The 16208-nt window shown below is 43.7% G+C and carries 19 protein-coding genes and 1 other annotated feature; of the genes, 2 read left to right on the plus strand and 17 right to left on the minus strand.

Going from position 1 to position 16208, the window contains the following annotated elements; translation table 11 throughout:
• Window positions 1–44: 44 nt before the first annotated feature.
• Window positions 45–1001, plus strand: coding sequence for a class 1b ribonucleoside-diphosphate reductase subunit beta (gene nrdF, locus HC026_RS06260; RefSeq protein ID WP_168925143.1), 957 nt, complete (start codon window positions 45–47; stop codon window positions 999–1001).
• A 269-nt stretch (window positions 1002–1270) separates the two neighbouring features.
• Here nrdF and rplL read toward each other — a convergent pair whose 3' ends face one another.
• The 16 genes from rplL to HC026_RS06340 form a co-directional block, all read right to left on the minus strand.
• The gene (gene rplL, locus HC026_RS06265) at window positions 1271–1636 is read right to left on the minus strand and encodes a 50S ribosomal protein L7/L12 (RefSeq protein WP_168925144.1); all 366 of its coding nucleotides are present in this window, start codon (window positions 1634–1636) and stop codon (window positions 1271–1273) included.
• Window positions 1637–1683: 47 nt separating this feature from the next.
• Window positions 1684–2187, minus strand: coding sequence for a 50S ribosomal protein L10 (gene rplJ, locus HC026_RS06270; RefSeq protein ID WP_168925145.1), 504 nt, complete (start codon window positions 2185–2187; stop codon window positions 1684–1686).
• Window positions 2188–2208: 21 nt separating this feature from the next.
• Window positions 2209–2334 (minus strand) — a sequence feature (ribosomal protein L10 leader region).
• A 52-nt stretch (window positions 2335–2386) separates the two neighbouring features.
• Window positions 2387–3079, minus strand: coding sequence for a 50S ribosomal protein L1 (rplA, locus tag HC026_RS06275; protein WP_168925146.1), 693 nt, complete (start codon window positions 3077–3079; stop codon window positions 2387–2389).
• Window positions 3080–3174: 95 nt separating this feature from the next.
• Window positions 3175–3600 carry a 50S ribosomal protein L11 gene (gene rplK, locus HC026_RS06280; RefSeq protein ID WP_089136453.1) on the minus strand — a complete coding sequence of 142 codons (426 nt, stop codon included), beginning with the start codon at window positions 3598–3600 and terminating at the stop codon, window positions 3175–3177.
• Window positions 3601–3729: 129 nt separating this feature from the next.
• On the minus strand, window positions 3730–4278 hold the full coding sequence (gene nusG, locus HC026_RS06285; protein WP_089088232.1) for a transcription termination/antitermination protein NusG: 549 nt from the start codon (window positions 4276–4278) through the stop codon (window positions 3730–3732).
• A gap of 118 nt (window positions 4279–4396) precedes the next feature.
• Entirely contained in the window at window positions 4397–4573 is a 177-nt protein-coding gene (secE, locus tag HC026_RS06290; RefSeq protein WP_168925147.1) for a preprotein translocase subunit SecE, read from the minus strand.
• A gap of 30 nt (window positions 4574–4603) precedes the next feature.
• Window positions 4604–4753, minus strand: coding sequence for a 50S ribosomal protein L33 (gene rpmG / locus HC026_RS06295; RefSeq protein ID WP_089088234.1), 150 nt, complete (start codon window positions 4751–4753; stop codon window positions 4604–4606).
• An 80-nt stretch (window positions 4754–4833) separates the two neighbouring features.
• Window positions 4834–5406, minus strand: coding sequence for a sigma-70 family RNA polymerase sigma factor (locus tag HC026_RS06300; RefSeq protein WP_168925148.1), 573 nt, complete (start codon window positions 5404–5406; stop codon window positions 4834–4836).
• Between the two features lie 198 nt (window positions 5407–5604).
• Window positions 5605–6144 carry an NYN domain-containing protein gene (locus HC026_RS06305; protein ID WP_168925149.1) on the minus strand — a complete coding sequence of 180 codons (540 nt, stop codon included), beginning with the start codon at window positions 6142–6144 and terminating at the stop codon, window positions 5605–5607.
• A gap of 18 nt (window positions 6145–6162) precedes the next feature.
• Window positions 6163–6930 carry a 23S rRNA (guanosine(2251)-2'-O)-methyltransferase RlmB gene (gene rlmB / locus HC026_RS06310; protein ID WP_168925150.1) on the minus strand — a complete coding sequence of 256 codons (768 nt, stop codon included), beginning with the start codon at window positions 6928–6930 and terminating at the stop codon, window positions 6163–6165.
• A complete protein-coding gene (locus HC026_RS06315; RefSeq protein ID WP_168925151.1) occupies window positions 6920–7342 on the minus strand; it encodes a Mini-ribonuclease 3 in 423 nt (140 codons plus the stop codon). The genes rlmB and HC026_RS06315 overlap by 11 nt, the downstream gene beginning before the upstream one ends.
• On the minus strand, window positions 7339–8763 hold the full coding sequence (gene cysS, locus HC026_RS06320) for a cysteine--tRNA ligase (RefSeq protein WP_168925152.1): 1425 nt from the start codon (window positions 8761–8763) through the stop codon (window positions 7339–7341). Before cysS ends, HC026_RS06315 begins: the two co-directional genes overlap by 4 nt.
• Before the next feature lie 195 nt (window positions 8764–8958).
• The gene (gene gltX, locus HC026_RS06325) at window positions 8959–10446 is read right to left on the minus strand and encodes a glutamate--tRNA ligase (RefSeq protein ID WP_168925153.1); all 1488 of its coding nucleotides are present in this window, start codon (window positions 10444–10446) and stop codon (window positions 8959–8961) included.
• A gap of 173 nt (window positions 10447–10619) precedes the next feature.
• A complete protein-coding gene (locus tag HC026_RS06330; RefSeq protein ID WP_232843661.1) occupies window positions 10620–11795 on the minus strand; it encodes a PIN/TRAM domain-containing protein in 1176 nt (391 codons plus the stop codon).
• Between the two features lie 20 nt (window positions 11796–11815).
• A complete protein-coding gene (gene radA / locus HC026_RS06335) occupies window positions 11816–13189 on the minus strand; it encodes a DNA repair protein RadA (protein ID WP_168925155.1) in 1374 nt (457 codons plus the stop codon).
• A gap of 108 nt (window positions 13190–13297) precedes the next feature.
• Window positions 13298–13834, minus strand: coding sequence for a dCTP deaminase/dUTPase family protein (locus HC026_RS06340; RefSeq protein ID WP_168925156.1), 537 nt, complete (start codon window positions 13832–13834; stop codon window positions 13298–13300).
• A gap of 143 nt (window positions 13835–13977) precedes the next feature.
• Here HC026_RS06340 and HC026_RS06345 point away from each other — a divergent pair, with 143 nt between their 5' ends.
• Window positions 13978–15321, plus strand: a complete 1344-nt coding sequence (locus tag HC026_RS06345; protein WP_168925157.1) for a C1 family peptidase — start codon at window positions 13978–13980, stop codon at window positions 15319–15321.
• 176 nt (window positions 15322–15497) lie between these two features.
• Here the strand turns inward: HC026_RS06345 and HC026_RS06350 are convergent, their stop codons facing one another.
• On the minus strand, window positions 15498–16172 hold the full coding sequence (locus HC026_RS06350; protein WP_168925158.1) for a 2,3-bisphosphoglycerate-dependent phosphoglycerate mutase: 675 nt from the start codon (window positions 16170–16172) through the stop codon (window positions 15498–15500).
• Between the last annotated feature and the right edge of the window lie 36 nt (window positions 16173–16208).

A 16208-nucleotide genomic window follows, 5' to 3' on the forward strand; every position in this document is an offset into this window, starting at 1 on the left:
CAAGTAGTCAAACCGTTAAAATTAGACACTAAAGGAGCAGGAAAATGACAGAATCATACCATGCAATTAACTGGAACGCGGTGGACGATCAAATCGACAAGGCCACCTGGGAAAAACTAACGGAACAATTTTGGCTGGATACCCGGATTCCGCTTTCAAATGACTTAGATGATTGGCGCGAGCTGGATGATACACACAAGTGGGTCGTGGGTCACGTCTTCGGTGGTTTAACGCTACTGGATACATTACAATCTCAAGACGGAATGGCTTCATTGAGAAAAGATACACAGACTCAACACGAAATGGCCGTCTTGAACAACATCCAATTCATGGAATCTGTCCATGCCAAAAGTTACTCATCAATCTTTACAACCTTAAATACGCCAGATGAAATCGATGAGATTTTTAATTGGAGCGATTCTGAAGAATTTTTGCAAAACAAAGCTTTACGAATTCGCGATCTGTACCATGATGATGGTCATCCATTGAAGAAGAAGATTGCCAACGTTTTCCTTGAAACCTTCCTCTTCTATTCTGGCTTCTTTACCCCACTTTACTATCTTGGACATAATAAATTAGCCAACGTTGCCGAAATCATCAAGTTGATTTTGCGTGATGAATCCGTCCATGGTACCTATATTGGCTACAAGTTCCAAATTGGCTTCAACCAGTTAGGTGAAAACGAACAACAAGACCTGAAAGACTGGATGTTCAACTTTTTGTACGAATTGTACGAAAACGAAGAAAAATACACCCACTTAGTTTATGATCAAGTTGGTTGGACCGATGAAGTATTATCATTTATCCGTTACAACGCGAATAAAGCGTTGATGAATCTCGGTCAAGATCCGTTGTTCCCAGATACTGCAGATGATGTCAACCCAATCGTTATGAACGGGATTTCAACCACCACTGCCAATCATGATTTCTTCTCCCAAGTGGGTAACGGTTACCTCTTAGGAAACGTGGAAGCCATGCAGGATAGCGATTACGATATTTAAGCGATAAAATTTTTAACAAAATTAAGGATGACGTCTTGAAACATAAAGACGTCATCCTTTTTGTTTTAGCCGGCAACGAGCCACCATCGACGTTACCAGCTGTTAGCCTTATAAAATAAGATCCTAAGGTAACTTATCGTTGTCTCCAAGTAAATACCTTATTCTAAATAATACGCACTCACAGTCAGATTTAGAGCTATCAGGTCTTAGCAGAGCGCAAAAAAAGCATCGCGCAATTGCGCGATGCTTTTTGAACGGGTTGCCTTAAATTACTTAAGGGTAACCACGCCACCAACTTCTTCAAGCTTAGCTTTAAGATCGTTGGCTTCGTCTTCTGAAACGCCTTCCTTGATAACTGAAGGTACGTTATCAACAAGACCCTTAGCATCCTTCAAACCAAGACCAGTGATCTCACGGACAGCCTTGATAGCCTTAACCTTTTGGTCACCTGATTCAGTTAATTCAACATCGTATGAATCCTTAGCAGCACCAGCATCGGCACCACCAGCAGCTACAGCAACAGGAGCAGCAGCTGAAACATCGAATTCTTCTTCGATTGCCTTAACAAGGTCGTTTAAATCTGAGATTGACGCTTCTTTTAATGAAGCGATGATAGCATCTTTATCAAAAGCCATTTTTGTTTCCTCCATTTTATATTGAATAAGTTATTTGAGATACAGGGTTAGGCAGCTTCGCCGTCACCCTTGTCAGCGACTGCCTTAACCGCACGCGCAATTTTACGCATTGGATCAGACAAGGCACTAGCAAGCATTGACAACAAGTCTTCACGACTTGGCATCGTAGCGTAAGCGTTGATTTCATCAATAGAAGCAACCTTACCTTCAACCATACCACCCTTAAGACTCAAGGCATCATGGCTGTCAGCAAACTTCTTCAAGATCTTAGCAGGTGCAATTGCATCTTCGTCAGAAAAGGCAACGGCAGTAGGACCAACGAAAGTATCGTTTAAGTCTGCATAACCAGCTTTTTCAGCAGCACGGGTCAAAATCTTGTTCTTGATGACACTCATTGAAACACCGGCATCACGTAATTGCTTACGTAAGTCAGTCACTTCAGCAACCGTTAAACCACGGTAGTCAACGACAATAGCTGACTGGGCGTTATTAAAACGTTCAGTGGCTTCTTCGACTGCCTTAGCTTTGATTGCAACAGTTTCTTTACTCATTAGTTTCACCTCCTGAAAAATTTTAGGAATAAAAAATCCCTATGTCCGCCAGGCATAGAGAGAAATGTAAAACTAAATTCACATCTTCCTCGGCAGGTAGATTAAGGCTTTCGCCACCTGAGTCTTGGGCAGAACAAATATCAACTTGTTAAGCATACCGAATGCTAGAACAAAAGTCAATACGGGATTTTCTATTTAATTAAAGGGATGCCACATCAACGTTGACACTTGGGCCAAAGGTTGATGAGATCGATACGTGTTGTACGTAAGTCCCCTTAACAGCTGCAGGACGGGCTGAAACAACCACGTTCGCAATTGTCTTCAAGTTTTCAACTAACTTGTCAGCATCGAATGATACCTTACCAACAGGAACAGCAACGTTACCGTCACGATCAGTCCGGTAAGTAACCTTACCAGCCTTAGAATCGTTAACAGCCTTCGTTACGTCCATAGTAACAGTACCAGTCTTAGGGTTAGGCATTAAGCCTTTAGGTCCAAGAACACGACCTAAACGACCAACTTGGGCCATCATATCTGGTGTTGCAATTGCAACATCAAAGTCCAACCAGCCATCTTGGATCTTGGCAACTAAGTCGTCTTCACCAACAAAGTCAGCGCCAGCGGCTTGAGCTTCCTTAGCCTTGTCACCCTTAGCAAATACAACAACAGTCTGATCTTTACCAGTACCGTTAGGCAGAACAACTGCCCCACGAAGTTGTTGGTCAGCTTGCTTAGTATCTACGTTAAGCTTAAATGCAATTTCAACCGTTGCATCAAACTTAGCAAAATCAATCTTCTTAACTAAATCAACAGCTTCATCAAGTGCGTAGTTCTTTTCAGCTTCTACTTGCTTGACAGCGTCTTGATACTTTTTACCTCTTTTATGAGCCATCTTGTGAATTCCTCCTTGCAAATGTGGTTATAACGGCTTGGCCTCCCACTTGATACATTTGCTTTAACAAAGTATCCGTAGTGTTGTAGCTGGGATTAACCTTCTACAGTGAAGCCCATGCTACGAGCAGTACCTTCAACCATGCGCATTGCTGCTTCAACGTCAGCAGCGTTTAGGTCTTGCATTTTGGTCTCAGCGATTTGCTTAACTTGATCCTTGGTTACCTTAGCAACCTTTTTCGTGTTAGGTTCGCCTGAACCATGTTCAACACCGGCGGCCTTCTTTAAAAGAACGGCTGCTGGCGGAGTCTTAGTTACGAAGTCGAATGAACGATCCTCGTAAACCGTAATAACAACTGGAATGATCATCCCAGCTTGATCGGCAGTACGAGCGTTAAAATCCTTCGTAAAGCCCATGATGTTAATTCCGGCTTGGCCCAATGCTGGACCAACTGGCGGAGCTGGTGTTGCTTTACCCGCAGGAATTTGCAATTTAACAATATTAGCTACTTTTTTAGCCACGAGACATACCTCCTTGAGTCCGTGTTGTGGTAAATGGAGAGCAGATTTCTCCTCCCACACGTGTATGCAGAACATACTCATATAAACTACCACAATTACAACGTCTTGCCAAGTAATTATTCAGATTATTTAGGCAACTGGATCAACTTGATCAAAATTAAGTTCAGCACTCGTCTCACGGCCAAACATATTGATATTAACTTTAAGCTTACCCTTTTCGTGATCGATCTCGGTAATCTTGCCTTCCATGCCTGAAAAGGCACCATCAACGATTTTGACCGTATCATCAACGTCGACGTCGAGATCTTCATGCCGACTGCTCATACCTAGGCGCTTCAAGATCAATTCAACTTCGTCTGGCAACAATGGCGTTGGCTTTGAGCCTTGACCATGAGAACCAATAAAGCCGGTAACCCCTGGTGTGTTACGCACAATGTACCATGCGTCATCCGTCATCACCATTTCAACCAAAACGTAACCTGGGAAGGTTTTATCCATCTTGATCTTTTCCTTACCGTTTTTAACTTCGCGTTCCTCTTCTTCTGGGACGACTACCCGAAAAATGTAGTCCTGCATCCCCATTGACTGGGCACGTGACTCCAAGTTCATCTTCACTTTGTTTTCATAGCCAGAATAGGTATGAAGGACATACCATTGCTTTTCAGCTGATTCAACCATTTTGTTCCATCCTTTCCTAAAGGGACTGACACTGTCATTAAAAATCAAAATAAAAAAACTCCGACCGCGCGAAGTTTTCAACAAAACCTATTATAGCATAGATTACCGTCTAGTGGCATTAAGCCAAGAACTTTAATCCCAGTTGAACCAGATAGTCCACAAGTCCCAAGAAGATCGCCATGGATAAAGCAACGAAAATCACGCTGCTAGTATCCTTTCGTGTCTGTTTGGCATCAGGCCAAGAAACCTGCTTCATCTCATCTTTAACACCAACTAAAAATCTAAAAAAGCGCATGAGCTCCTCCTTACACCGGGCATTCGCGCGTTACCGGGTCTCCCGATGTAACGTATGCTTACCACAGTACTTACAGTACTTTTTTACTTCAAGTCGAACTTTACGATTAGGACTAGCCGGGACCGTGTAGTTCCGGGATCCACAGACAGAACATGCTAACGCAACTTTCTTTTGAGCCACGTTCAACACCTCCTTATAGCAAGCTTCATAATAGCATCTACGCCGAGTATGTGTCAAGCAATGTTGAAACCCAACAAAACTTATTTACGTTCTCTGATTTTGCGTTTTATCCGTTCATTGGCATTATGAAACTGGGTATGGGTAAGGCCAAGTCGCTGGCAGATCGTTTCTTCTGTTTCACCAGAGAGTAGCGCAATCAAAACTGACCGTTCCATTTTCGACATGTCCTTTTTCACTGTTTCCACGAGTTGCTGTTGAAAAATAACCCGCTTTTCAGATGAAAATAAATGTTCGTCTGCTAAGGTTTCTGAGAAATAAGTCGGGTTAGCATCGATGGAGGTAACCGGCCCCGTAGCCTTCCGCTTCTTGGCATTAATTCGCCGAGCGTAATCCCGCCTACGATTTAGCAAGGCAGCTTTCAAGTATGAGCCAAACGCATGCGTTCGTGTCACATCGAAACGGATCACCACTTCCCAGATCACGATTACTGATTCTTGAAGCCAATCAGACAGTTCTAATTCCTGCAAGTAATAACGGTTTTGAATACTTAATATGAGTGGCTTATAGCGGTTGATCAATTCTTGCAAGGCCTGTTCATTACCATCACGAGCCTGTTCAACCAACACCCAATCCGCTTCGTTTCCGACATGCATATTGTTTCCTCCATTATGAGTAGTTCACCATTGGAAACAATATAACAACCCGTGTTATTGGTGTATACCAAACGTAAAGCCCCATTGTACAAATAAAAAACAACCGATTCGTGAAATTCAGCTAGTAGTATAACGGTACTCCCGTTTATGCTGCTAGTCCAAAAATCGAATCGATTGTTTTTAACGGTCACTTTTCGGTTAGACATCTGGATGATGCTCATCACCCAAATGATCACGCAGTTTTTCTAACTTAGATAATTGGCCTTCGCTCCATGGCGAATGGCGAACCTGGCCTTTATCAGCAAACTTGACTGCTTGCGTATGAACTTCTTTGCGAGTTCGATTAATGTTAGCCAGAAGCTCTCCCGCGGGAATTCGTAACGCTCCTGCAGAAAAGACCGTCCATTGTTCAGCTTGGTCACTGGTTGCAACCGTCACCTGCGTAAAGCGGGTCTGTTTTTGCTTGGTTAGCATCTCAATATATTCATCAGCAGTTTGATCCTGACCAGTCCAAACAACCTCCAAGCCGTAGTGGTCATATTTCTTGGACATTCCTGGGACATACATAGCGTCAAAAACCACGATCATTTCGATGCGTTGGTACTTGTGATATTCCGACAAAATCGACAACAGGTTGTCACGGGCTTCTTCCAAACGTCCAGTTAACTTGAGCCGGTTCAAATCGGGCCAGTTGCCAATCATATTGTAGGCGTCAACAATTAAAATATCTTTTTTCAATTAACTCACCCATTCCATTTAATTCAGTGGGTGGCGAGAAGAAAAGGCTTGATACATCAACAGGCTGGCGGCAACGCTGGCATTTAAACTTTGAACGTGGCCGACCATCGGAATTGTCAGCATCTCATCGACCGCCTTTTTCAGCAGTGGTGAAATTCCCTTACCTTCATTGCCGATGATAATGCCAACCGGACCCTTAGCGTCAAAATGGCGGTAGTCGGTCCCGTTCATATCCGTACCAAACACCCAAAGGCCCCGATCTTTCAGCTCTTTGACCGTATTCACTAAATTTGTCACACGAGCAACTGGCACGTGTTCAATGGCACCGGTGGAGGTTTTAGCCACCACACCGGTGAGTCCGACTGAACGACGCTTAGGGATAATAATACCGTGAGCACCCACCGCGTCTGCCGTACGCATGATTGACCCTAAATTATGCGGATCATTAATGTTGTCTAGAATCAAGAAAAATGGCTGTTCGTCTTTTTCCTGAGCCTTCGCAAACAAGTCATCAATACTAGCGTAATCAAAAGCTGAAACTGCTAGCACGACACCTTGGTGATTTTCACGCGGTGCTAGTCGCTCCAACTTTGACTTTGGCACCATCTGGATCACCAAGCCGCGTTTCTTAGCCAGCTTGATAATTTCACCAATCAGCTCGTTTTTCAGGCCGTCCTGAATGAACACCTTATTGATTTCCTGATCGCTCTTTAACGCATTAATTGCTGGATGACGACCGAAAATAAATTCAGACGGTTCATCTGATAGCTGTTCATTATTTTTCATTTGGTAATCTCCCTGCTTCAACTTGTTCAATACACCATTGCGCCATCTCAGCTAACCGATCTTGTTGATTACTCAACGTCAAATAGCCAAAGATTGCTTCAAACCCAGTCGAAATACGATACGTCATGACACTTGTGTTCTTAGCGTGTGTGTAACTTTTGGCATTGCGGCCGCGCTTAAAGTAGTATTCTTCTTCCTCAGTCCAAAAGTCGTCTTCCTCCATTAACGCTATCAAGCCGGCTTGTGCTTTGGCTGATACATACATGGTCGCCTTATGGTGCAGTTTGGTTGGTTTAGTGAAGCCCGTCTCAATTAAATGACGTCTGATAAAGACCTCATAAGCAGCATCGCCCATGTAGGCCAAAGCAACGCCATTTAACTGCTGATAATCCTGTTGCGTTTGTTCGCTCATGCGTTTCCTTTCCCATCATCTCTATGCCAGCGAGTTCCCTGTGGTGTATCTTCGAGAATAATTCCCTGGGCCTTCAACTGTTCGCGGATCTCGTCGCTACGCTCAAAGTTACGGTTCTTGCGAGCGGCTAACCGTTCATTAATCAACTTTTCGATACCATCGTCGTTGAGACTTTCTTTTTTGAACGCGATGCCAAAAATGTTCACTAATTCTGTCAAGGTCTTCAAAATGAAACTCAAACTATCTTCAAAGACCACTGGCCGTTCAGCGTAGACATTGCCTAATTTAGCCAATTCGTAGACTTGAGCAATCCCGTTTTGCACGTTAAAATCATCGTCCATTTGATCAACAAAGTCAGCTTCGATCTGACGAATTTCCTGCTCGATTTTAGGATCATTGCCGGGTTCGGCATCCTTTAATCGATAATTAAGATTGTTAAATGCAGTCTGCAGGCGTTTCAAATTGTTAGCGGCATCATCCAAATTACCTTGAGTATACTGAATTGGCCGGCGGTACTGTGTCGTTGCCATGAAGAAACGAAGCACCTGAGGATTGACAGTCTTCAAAATATCGTGAACCGTCACAAAGTTGCCAAGTGACTTGCTCATTTTTTCGTTCTCATCGCCCACCGTCACAAAACCATTGTGTAACCAGTAATTAGCAAACTTTTGTCCGGTTTTAGCTTCACTTTGAGCAATTTCGTTTTCATGGTGTGGGAAAGTTAAATCTTGGCCGCCGCCGTGAATATCGAAGGTATCGCCTAAGTATTTCGTCGACATCACTGAGCACTCAATATGCCAACCTGGACGACCTTTGCCCCATGGGGAATCCCAAGAGATTTCATCCGCCTTAGCAGCCTTCCACAGCGCAAAGTCCACGGGATCTTCCTTCCGGTTGACCTCTTCTGGATCCGTATGCTGACTGGCACCGACTTCCAGATCATCAATATTTTGGTGAGACAACTGACCATAATGAGCAAATTTACGGGCACGATAATAAACGTCGCCTTCCGATTCATAGCCATAACCCTTGGCAATTAGATCTTGAATAAAGTCGATGATATCCTTAATGTTTTCGGTCGCGCGTGGATGCTTGGTTGCTGGTTCGATGTTTAACGCCGTCGTGTCTTCCATAAATGCGGCAATAAACTTGTCTGCAATAGCTGGAACCGTGGTGTTGGCCTCTTTTGCCGCCTTAATCATCTTATCGTCAACATCCGTAAAGTTAGAAACGTATTTAACGTGGTAGCCCTTGTATTCGAAATACCGACGAATAGTATCAAATGCAATCGCACTGCGCGCATTGCCAATGTGAATGTAATTATAGACGGTTGGCCCACAAACGTACATTTTTACAATTCCCGAAGTAATCGGGGTAAACACTTCTTTTTGTCGTGTAAGTGTGTTGAATACCTTAAGCATGTGGGAGCTCCTCTCTGATTAATCGTAAGTATATTTTATCATAATTAATCACCGTGCCCACAATTTTAGGGACATCATTACAAATTAATTAGACTTTCGCGCCTTACGATAACCCATTTTTGCCATTGAAACAAGAAAAGGGCTGATTGCAGATTCGCTTACCTGCAACCAAGCCCTCTAACGCGTTGATTAAGTTTAATTCAATTGTGCCAAGGTTTGAGCGACATGCTCCAAGGTCTTGTCACGACCGACTAATTCGATTGATTCTGGTAATTCTGGTCCGTGCATTTCATGAGTAACGGCAATTCGGATCGGCATCCAAAGCTTACGACCCTTGATACCAGTATCCTTTTGAATGGCTTTAATCGTTGCTAAAATCTGAACTTTATCAAAAATTGGCAACTGCTTGATCCGGTCAGAGAATTCTTTCAAAACAACTGGTGCTGTATCGTTGGAAATCTCATCTAAGGCTTCTCCACTGACTTTTTCAGGTTCTTCAAAGAAGACACTGGCCATGTCATTGATTTGAGCCATATAACTCATCTGTTGCTTGTATAAGTTGATCAACTGACGCGCCCACTCAAGGGTTTTAGCATCTGGATTTTCGGCAATGTTACCAGCTGCAATCAATTGTTGTAAGGCTAAGTCAACAACCACGTCTTCATCAGAGGACTTAACGTACTGATTGTTGATCCATTCCAGCTTCTTCTTATCAAAAGTTGCCGGTGACTTGCTCAACCGCTTTTCATCATACATCTTGACGAATTCTTTCAGTGAGAAGATTTCGTCCTCGCCCACTGGTGACCAGCCAAGCAAAATGATGAAGTTCAAGAGTGCATCTGGCAGGTAACCTAACTTACGGTACTGCTCGATAAACTGTAGAACAGTCTCATCACGCTTAGATAACTTCTTACCAGTATCTTTACTAATAATCAGACTCATGTGGCCGAACTTAGGTGCATCCCAGCCAAACGCTTCATAAATCATCAGTTGCTTTGGTGTGTTGGCAACGTGATCATCACCACGGAAGACGTGTGAAATTTTCATCAAATGGTCGTCCAAGACAACCGCAAAATTATAGGTTGGAATGCCATCCGCTTTCACAATGACAAAGTCACCGCCAATGGTGTCAGAATCAAAGGAAACCTTGCCTTTGACCATATCATCCCAAGCATAAGTTTTGTGTTCTGGGACATGGAATCGAATAACTGGCTTCAAGCCCTTAGCCTCGGCTTCAGCCATTTGAGCCTTGATCTCGTCGTCTGACATGCCCGCGTATTCATATTCATAATGGGGCATTTCGTGACGCGCACGTTGCGCTTCACGGTCAGCTTCAAGCTGTTCTTCAGTCCGGTAAGACTTGTAAGCCTTACCTTCATCCAACAACTGTTGAATGAATGGCTTGTAAATGTCAAACCGTTCTGATTGACGATAAGGACCGTAGTCACCTGGCTTATCAGGACCTTCATCCCAGTCTAAACCTAACCAACGCAGATTATCCAGTTGGCTCTTTTCACCATCGGCCACATTCCGTTTTGTATCAGTATCTTCGATTCGAATAATAAACTTACCCTTGTAGTGACGCGCAAACAAGTAATTAAATAGTGCTGTCCGTGCGTTACCGATATGCAAATGCCCAGTAGGACTAGGTGCATAACGAACGCGAATTGAATCATTTGCCAATATTAATTCCGCCTCTTTCAAAATAGTTCGATTTGAAACTTCCTTTGTCCGTCAACAAAGGGACACACCGATCGATGCATCCCCTATTTGACGAACACACTTCATACAGTGTTTCAGTGTACCAAACAATCGACATCTTTTTAAGTGTACAATGGAACCTCTGAAAAGAAAAGTTAGTTCGACTTCTTATTATTATTTTTTTGCTTAGCCGTGCTGTTCCGACCGACATGCTCGTTTTCTTCATTGATTTCATGCGTTGAGTGGGCTGGCTTGGCAAAGATCATCCGGCCAGCATCCGTTTGAATCGCTGAAGTAACGATGACATCTAAGTGTTCATTCAGATAGTAGCGACCGTCTTCAACCACGACCATGGTCCCATCATCCAGATAGGCAACCCCTTGCTGACGCTCAGTTCCGTTCTTAACGACCATGACATCCAGGTGTTCGCCCGGGATGACACGTGGCTTCAATGCGTTTGCTAAAGCGTTGATATTAAGCACTTGAACCTTCTGAAATTCAATTACTTTATTCAAATTATAGTCATTGGTGACAATCACACCATTGACTTCTTTAGCCAACCGAATCAACTTGCTATCAACCTCGGAAATATCATCGTAATCACCCTCATACATTTCAACGGGAATGATGTTTTCCTCACGAAGTTTATTCAAGATATCCAGACCTCGACGGCCACGAACTCGCTTAATACTATCGCTGGAATCAGCAATGTATTGCAACTCGTAGAGCACAAAGTTAGGAACTAACAACGTGCCTTCAATAAAACCGGTCTTAACCAGATCATAGATTCGACCATCAATTAAAATGTTGGTATCCAAAATTTTATAGTGGTGATAGTTATCATCAATTGGTCGATCAATAATACTTTCACTATCGTCCGCATTTTTCTTGGTCCGAAATGAAAATAGCTTCCGCCATTCCTCCCGCTTGGTTGTTCCCAATCGAAAGCCCAAATAGCCAAATAAGATCATTAAAATAATTGGTACAAGGCCCCCAAGAATTGGAGAATCAAGCCGGTATAATGGTGTCGAAATCAATATTGCTAGGATCAACCCAATAATGGTTGAGACGCTTCCAAACAATAAATAAGAAGGACTCTTCGAAGTCAGTGACTTTTCGAATCGATTAATTAAGCGCTCGATGTAACCTGAAAAAATAAGGGATAATAGCCATAACACTAGCGCCCCGATAACCGCATTGACGATCTCGTTGTTAAACCAGGTACGGTTGGTGTAGCCAAATCCCGCCCAAATCAACGGAATATAGGCTGCGCCAAGCCCTAATCCGATAAATGCGAAAATGACTTGAATAATTGCTCTTTTTTTGTTCAAATAATTCACCTCCAAATCCATTAAGCTAAAATTTTATGCAGTGCCTCTCCAAGTGTTGCCACCCCAATAACTTCAATGTCCGTTGGCGCGGTCCAATCCTTCAAGTTGTTTTTAGGAATGTAGATTCGTTTAAAGCCAAGCTTAGACGCTTCCTTGACACGATCTTCCACTCGGTTGACCCGGCGAACTTCACCAGTCAGCCCAATTTCACCCACATAACACTCATTAGGATTGGTTCCTTTGTCACGGTATGAGCTGGCAATGCTGATAGCTAACGCCAAATCGATTGCTGGTTCATCCAACTTGACACCACCAGCAGCCTTCAAATAGGCATCCTGATTTTGCAGCATCAGGTTGGCCCGCTTCTCCAGTACTGCCATGATCAATGATACTCGGTTTCGGTCAAGACCGGAAGCGGTTCGCTGAGCATTACCAAAAACAGAAGGTGTCAGTAAAGCCTGAATCTCAACCAGAATTGGTCGGGTCCCTTCCATGGAAACCACAATCGCTGAACCAGTTGCATCCTTTAACCGTTCCTCTAAGAAAATTTCAGACGGATTTTTAACTTCTTTTAACCCATCTGCCTGCATTTCAAAGATACCTAGTTCATTAGTGGATCCAAACCGGTTCTTGACGGCACGTAAAATTCGGTACGTATGGTGCAGATCACCTTCAAAGTAAAGCACAGTATCCACCATATGTTCCAAAACTTTCGGTCCGGCAATAGCGCCACCCTTAGTCACGTGACCTACAACAAAGATGGTAACGCCCTGAGACTTAGCAATACGCATCAGTTCAGCAGTCACTTGACGAATCTGTGAGACCGAGCCGATTGCCGAAGTAATTTCCGGTTCAGACATGGTCTGAACGGAATCAATCACGACATAGTCTGGTTTCATTTCATTGATGTTAGTCCGAATTCGACTCATATCGGTTTCAGGATACAAATAAAGGTTATCACTTGCGACCCCTAAACGATTAGCACGCATTTTAATTTGGTTAGCACTTTCCTCACCAGAAACGTAGAGTACCTTACCGCCAGTCTGACTCAACTGTCCGGAAACTTGCAGCAGTAACGTTGATTTACCAATCCCAGGATCCCCACCGATTAAAACTAGCGAACCGGGCACAACACCACCGCCAAGTACTCGGTTTAGTTCACCCAGCTGGGTTTTGACTCGGGGCTCTTTTTGCATCGAAACGGCGGCTAACTTTTCTGGCTTAGTCACTGCGCCACCGCTAAAACTGGTTGCCGTCTTTGCTGAGGTGGTCGAAGGTGCAATCACTTCTTCAACAAAGGTGTTCCACTTACCGCAGTTTGGGCAGCGACCCAAAAATCTGGGCGCCTGATAACCGCATTCTTGACAGACAAACTGTGTCTTCTCTTTCGCCAATCGTTTCAATCCTTTCTGGTAAACTTTGACTAATACTAACCAATCTTATTTTAGCATAGTCTTGACCTTTTGAAGTCTCAGACTATTGAGCTTAAATTCTTTTTAATATTACTTACCCGAGGAACCAAATCCACCCTGGCGCTCCTGTTGCGGTTTGTGTTCGCCATCAGCGGTCAGGTATTGCATGAAAATGCCTTGCCCAATGCGGTCCCCTTTAGCAACTACGGCATCCGTAAGCCCAAAGTTCAGCACTTGCATAAAAATTTCGCCCTCATTGCTGTCATTATTATAATAGTCAGCGTCAATCACGCCGATTCCATTAGGAATAACTAGGCTCCGCTTTAGCGGGTTACTAGATCGGTTAGCTAAGATGAGCACCTCATCATCACCCATGTAGGCTTTGATCCCAGTAGGAATTAAAAATGGTTTAAGAATTTTTTTCGCTTTCTTAGCTGTTTCATTATCCACTTCGGTTTCGTGGCGAATGGCCCACAATACTTTTAAAAAGTCTAATTTCCAAATACTGGGCACTTTAAAGTCCACTGCACTCTCAAAATCATAACCAGCAGCCCGTTTAGTGGTGCGGTATGGGAGATGCAGTCCTTCATTAGCGTACGAAGAAACAATTTCAAACCCTCGTGTCATATCATTCTCCCCTTTCATGCATGTGTTTTATCTTACACTATAAAGTGGCTGGAAAACACCCCAAAAGTTACTCATAGTAAGCTCACTTTTACCGGTAAATGTTGTACAATAATGACTATTGAACGAGAAGGAGTGTGATTCATTTGAGTAATGATAAAACAGCTGCAATCAGCAGTGATCAGATTACCCGTTATCAGACTTTATTTAACGACCGTAAAGATGCCAAAGTGGTGGAACGTGCCGTTTCCCACCAAGGCATTCTAGCTACCAGTGCCGATTTTGCTTCCGACACTGATATGACCCCGGTTTTTTCGATTGAATTGGATACTGGGAAAGTTGCCAATCAAAAGCAAAGTGGCCGTTGCTGGATGTTTGCCGCGTTAAACACCATGCGTCATCATCTTGCTGACCTCTTCGATCTTAGCGATTTTGAACTCTCCCAAAACTACACTAATTTCTGGGATAAATTCGAAAAAGCGAACTACTTTTATCAAAATGTTCTGAATACAGCTGACCAGCCATTGACCAGTCGTAAGGTGGCCTTTCTCATGGCGACACCACAACAGGATGGCGGTCAGTGGGACATGCTATGCGCCATCATCGAAAAGTATGGTATCGTGCCAAAGTCAGTTATGCCAGAAACCTACAATAGTTCCAAGTCCAGTGAACTAAACAGTACTTTGAACAAGAAGTTGCGTAAGGATGCTGTCACTCTTCGTGATTTAACGGCTAAAGGTGCCAGCGCTGATGAAATTGCAGCTGCTCGCGACAAGATGCTGGGCGAAGTTTACCGGCTGCTTTGCTACACCCTGGGTGAACCCGCACAGAAATTTGATTTCGAATATCGCGATGATGACAAGAACTACCATATCGACCGTGGTTTAACACCGAAGTCATTTTACGATAAATACGTTGGTTGGAACTTAACCGACTACGTTTCTATCATCAATTCCCCAACTTCAGACAAGCCTTATAACAAGACCTATACCGTTGAAATGCTTGGTAACGTTGTGGGCGGCCGTGAAGTCAAACACTTAAACGTCACCATGGACGACTTCAAACAACTCGCAATTGCACAGTTAAAAGATGGCCAAAGCGTTTGGTTTGGCTGTGACGTTGGTCAAAGCTCCGACCGTCAAAAGGGGATTATGGACACAAACACTTATAAAAAGAACGAGTTGCTGGACATGGACCTTTCCATGACAAAAGCAGAACGCTTGGATTATGGTGAAAGTTTGATGACCCACGCCATGGTCATTACTGGCGTTGACTTGGTTGATGGCAAACCAACTAAGTGGAAAGTTGAAAATTCTTGGGGTGAAAAAGTCGGTACAAAAGGCTACTTCGTGATGAGCGATAGTTGGATGGAAGAATATTGCTACCAAGTTGTCGTGAACAAAAAATATTTGACCCCAGAACTGCGTGAGGCCCAAGCAGAAACACCAACTGTATTAGCACCATGGGATCCAATGGGTGCTTTAGCATAGAGTGTGAAGGTAGGCGCTTAGAGACTGGAGCGTAAGTTAAAAGGAACGTGAAACAGGCGCTTTTACCTGTTTCACGTTCCTTTTTGCTTACGTGCAAGTCTCTGCCTACCTGAACACGTTTTTGACATGATTGTTAGGAACTCACTAAAGGGCAACTCCCCCGGCAAGTTTCCCTACTACGCCTTCAATACTTCTTTATTGATCACGTTTAATTTCCCGTCAAAGTCATAAACAATTGGCTCACCATTGGGAACCTCTAAATGGTCAATATCAGAATCGCTAATCCGATCGATATATTTGATCAGCGCTCTTAAAGTACTACCATGAGCAACCACTAATTGATTACGACCATCCAATAACCGTGGTGCAATTTCATCTTGCCAATACGGCATCAGGCGATCGTATGCCATTTCAAGACTTTCTCCGCGAGGTTCGGTAACACCCAAGGGAATGTAACGCGGATCTTGATCCGGTTGTGCCAACAACGGCGGTACAACGTGGTAACTGCGGCGCCAAAGCTTGAACTGTTTCTCACCAACTTCAGCTTTAACCGCGGCTTTCTTCTTTCCTCGCAACGCACCATAGTGCCGTTCATTAAGGCGCCAGGACTTTGTCACCGGGATGTAAAGCTGATCGATTTCCTCCAGCACAATGTTGGCCGTCATAATTGCCCGTTTTAACATTGAGGTATGCAAATGATCAAACTGCAAGCCCGTCTCTTTGATGACTTTACCAGCTTGATGGGCTTGCGTTATCCCCTTTTCTGTCAGCGAGACATCACTCCAGCCAGTAAAAACGCCATCCCGGTTGGCCTGACTTTCACCATGACGCAAAATGACTAATTTAACCATAAAACTGTTCCTCTCTTCTCATGCTCTTTCATTCAC

This window comes from Secundilactobacillus angelensis, assembly GCF_012641075.1.
GTDB lineage: Bacteria > Bacillota > Bacilli > Lactobacillales > Lactobacillaceae > Secundilactobacillus > Secundilactobacillus angelensis.

Excerpts from the sequence above, each read along its gene's own strand:
- nrdF (WP_168925143.1), top strand. The coding sequence starts at position 45 with ATGACAGAATCATACCATGCAATTAACTGGAACGCGGTGGACGATCAA.
- rplL (WP_168925144.1), bottom strand. The coding sequence starts at position 1,636 with ATGGCTTTTGATAAAGATGCTATCATCGCTTCATTAAAAGAAGCGTCA.
- rplJ (WP_168925145.1), bottom strand. The coding sequence starts at position 2,187 with ATGAGTAAAGAAACTGTTGCAATCAAAGCTAAGGCAGTCGAAGAAGCC.
- rplA (WP_168925146.1), bottom strand. The coding sequence starts at position 3,079 with ATGGCTCATAAAAGAGGTAAAAAGTATCAAGACGCTGTCAAGCAAGTA.
- nusG (WP_089088232.1), bottom strand. The coding sequence starts at position 4,278 with ATGGTTGAATCAGCTGAAAAGCAATGGTATGTCCTTCATACCTATTCT.
- secE (WP_168925147.1), bottom strand. The coding sequence starts at position 4,573 with ATGCGCTTTTTTAGATTTTTAGTTGGTGTTAAAGATGAGATGAAGCAG.
- HC026_RS06300 (WP_168925148.1), bottom strand. The coding sequence starts at position 5,406 with ATGCATGTCGGAAACGAAGCGGATTGGGTGTTGGTTGAACAGGCTCGT.
- rlmB (WP_168925150.1), bottom strand. The coding sequence starts at position 6,930 with ATGAAAAATAATGAACAGCTATCAGATGAACCGTCTGAATTTATTTTC.
- HC026_RS06315 (WP_168925151.1), bottom strand. The coding sequence starts at position 7,342 with ATGAGCGAACAAACGCAACAGGATTATCAGCAGTTAAATGGCGTTGCT.
- cysS (WP_168925152.1), bottom strand. The coding sequence starts at position 8,763 with ATGCTTAAGGTATTCAACACACTTACACGACAAAAAGAAGTGTTTACC.
- HC026_RS06340 (WP_168925156.1), bottom strand. The coding sequence starts at position 13,834 with ATGACACGAGGGTTTGAAATTGTTTCTTCGTACGCTAATGAAGGACTG.
- HC026_RS06350 (WP_168925158.1), bottom strand. The coding sequence starts at position 16,172 with ATGGTTAAATTAGTCATTTTGCGTCATGGTGAAAGTCAGGCCAACCGG.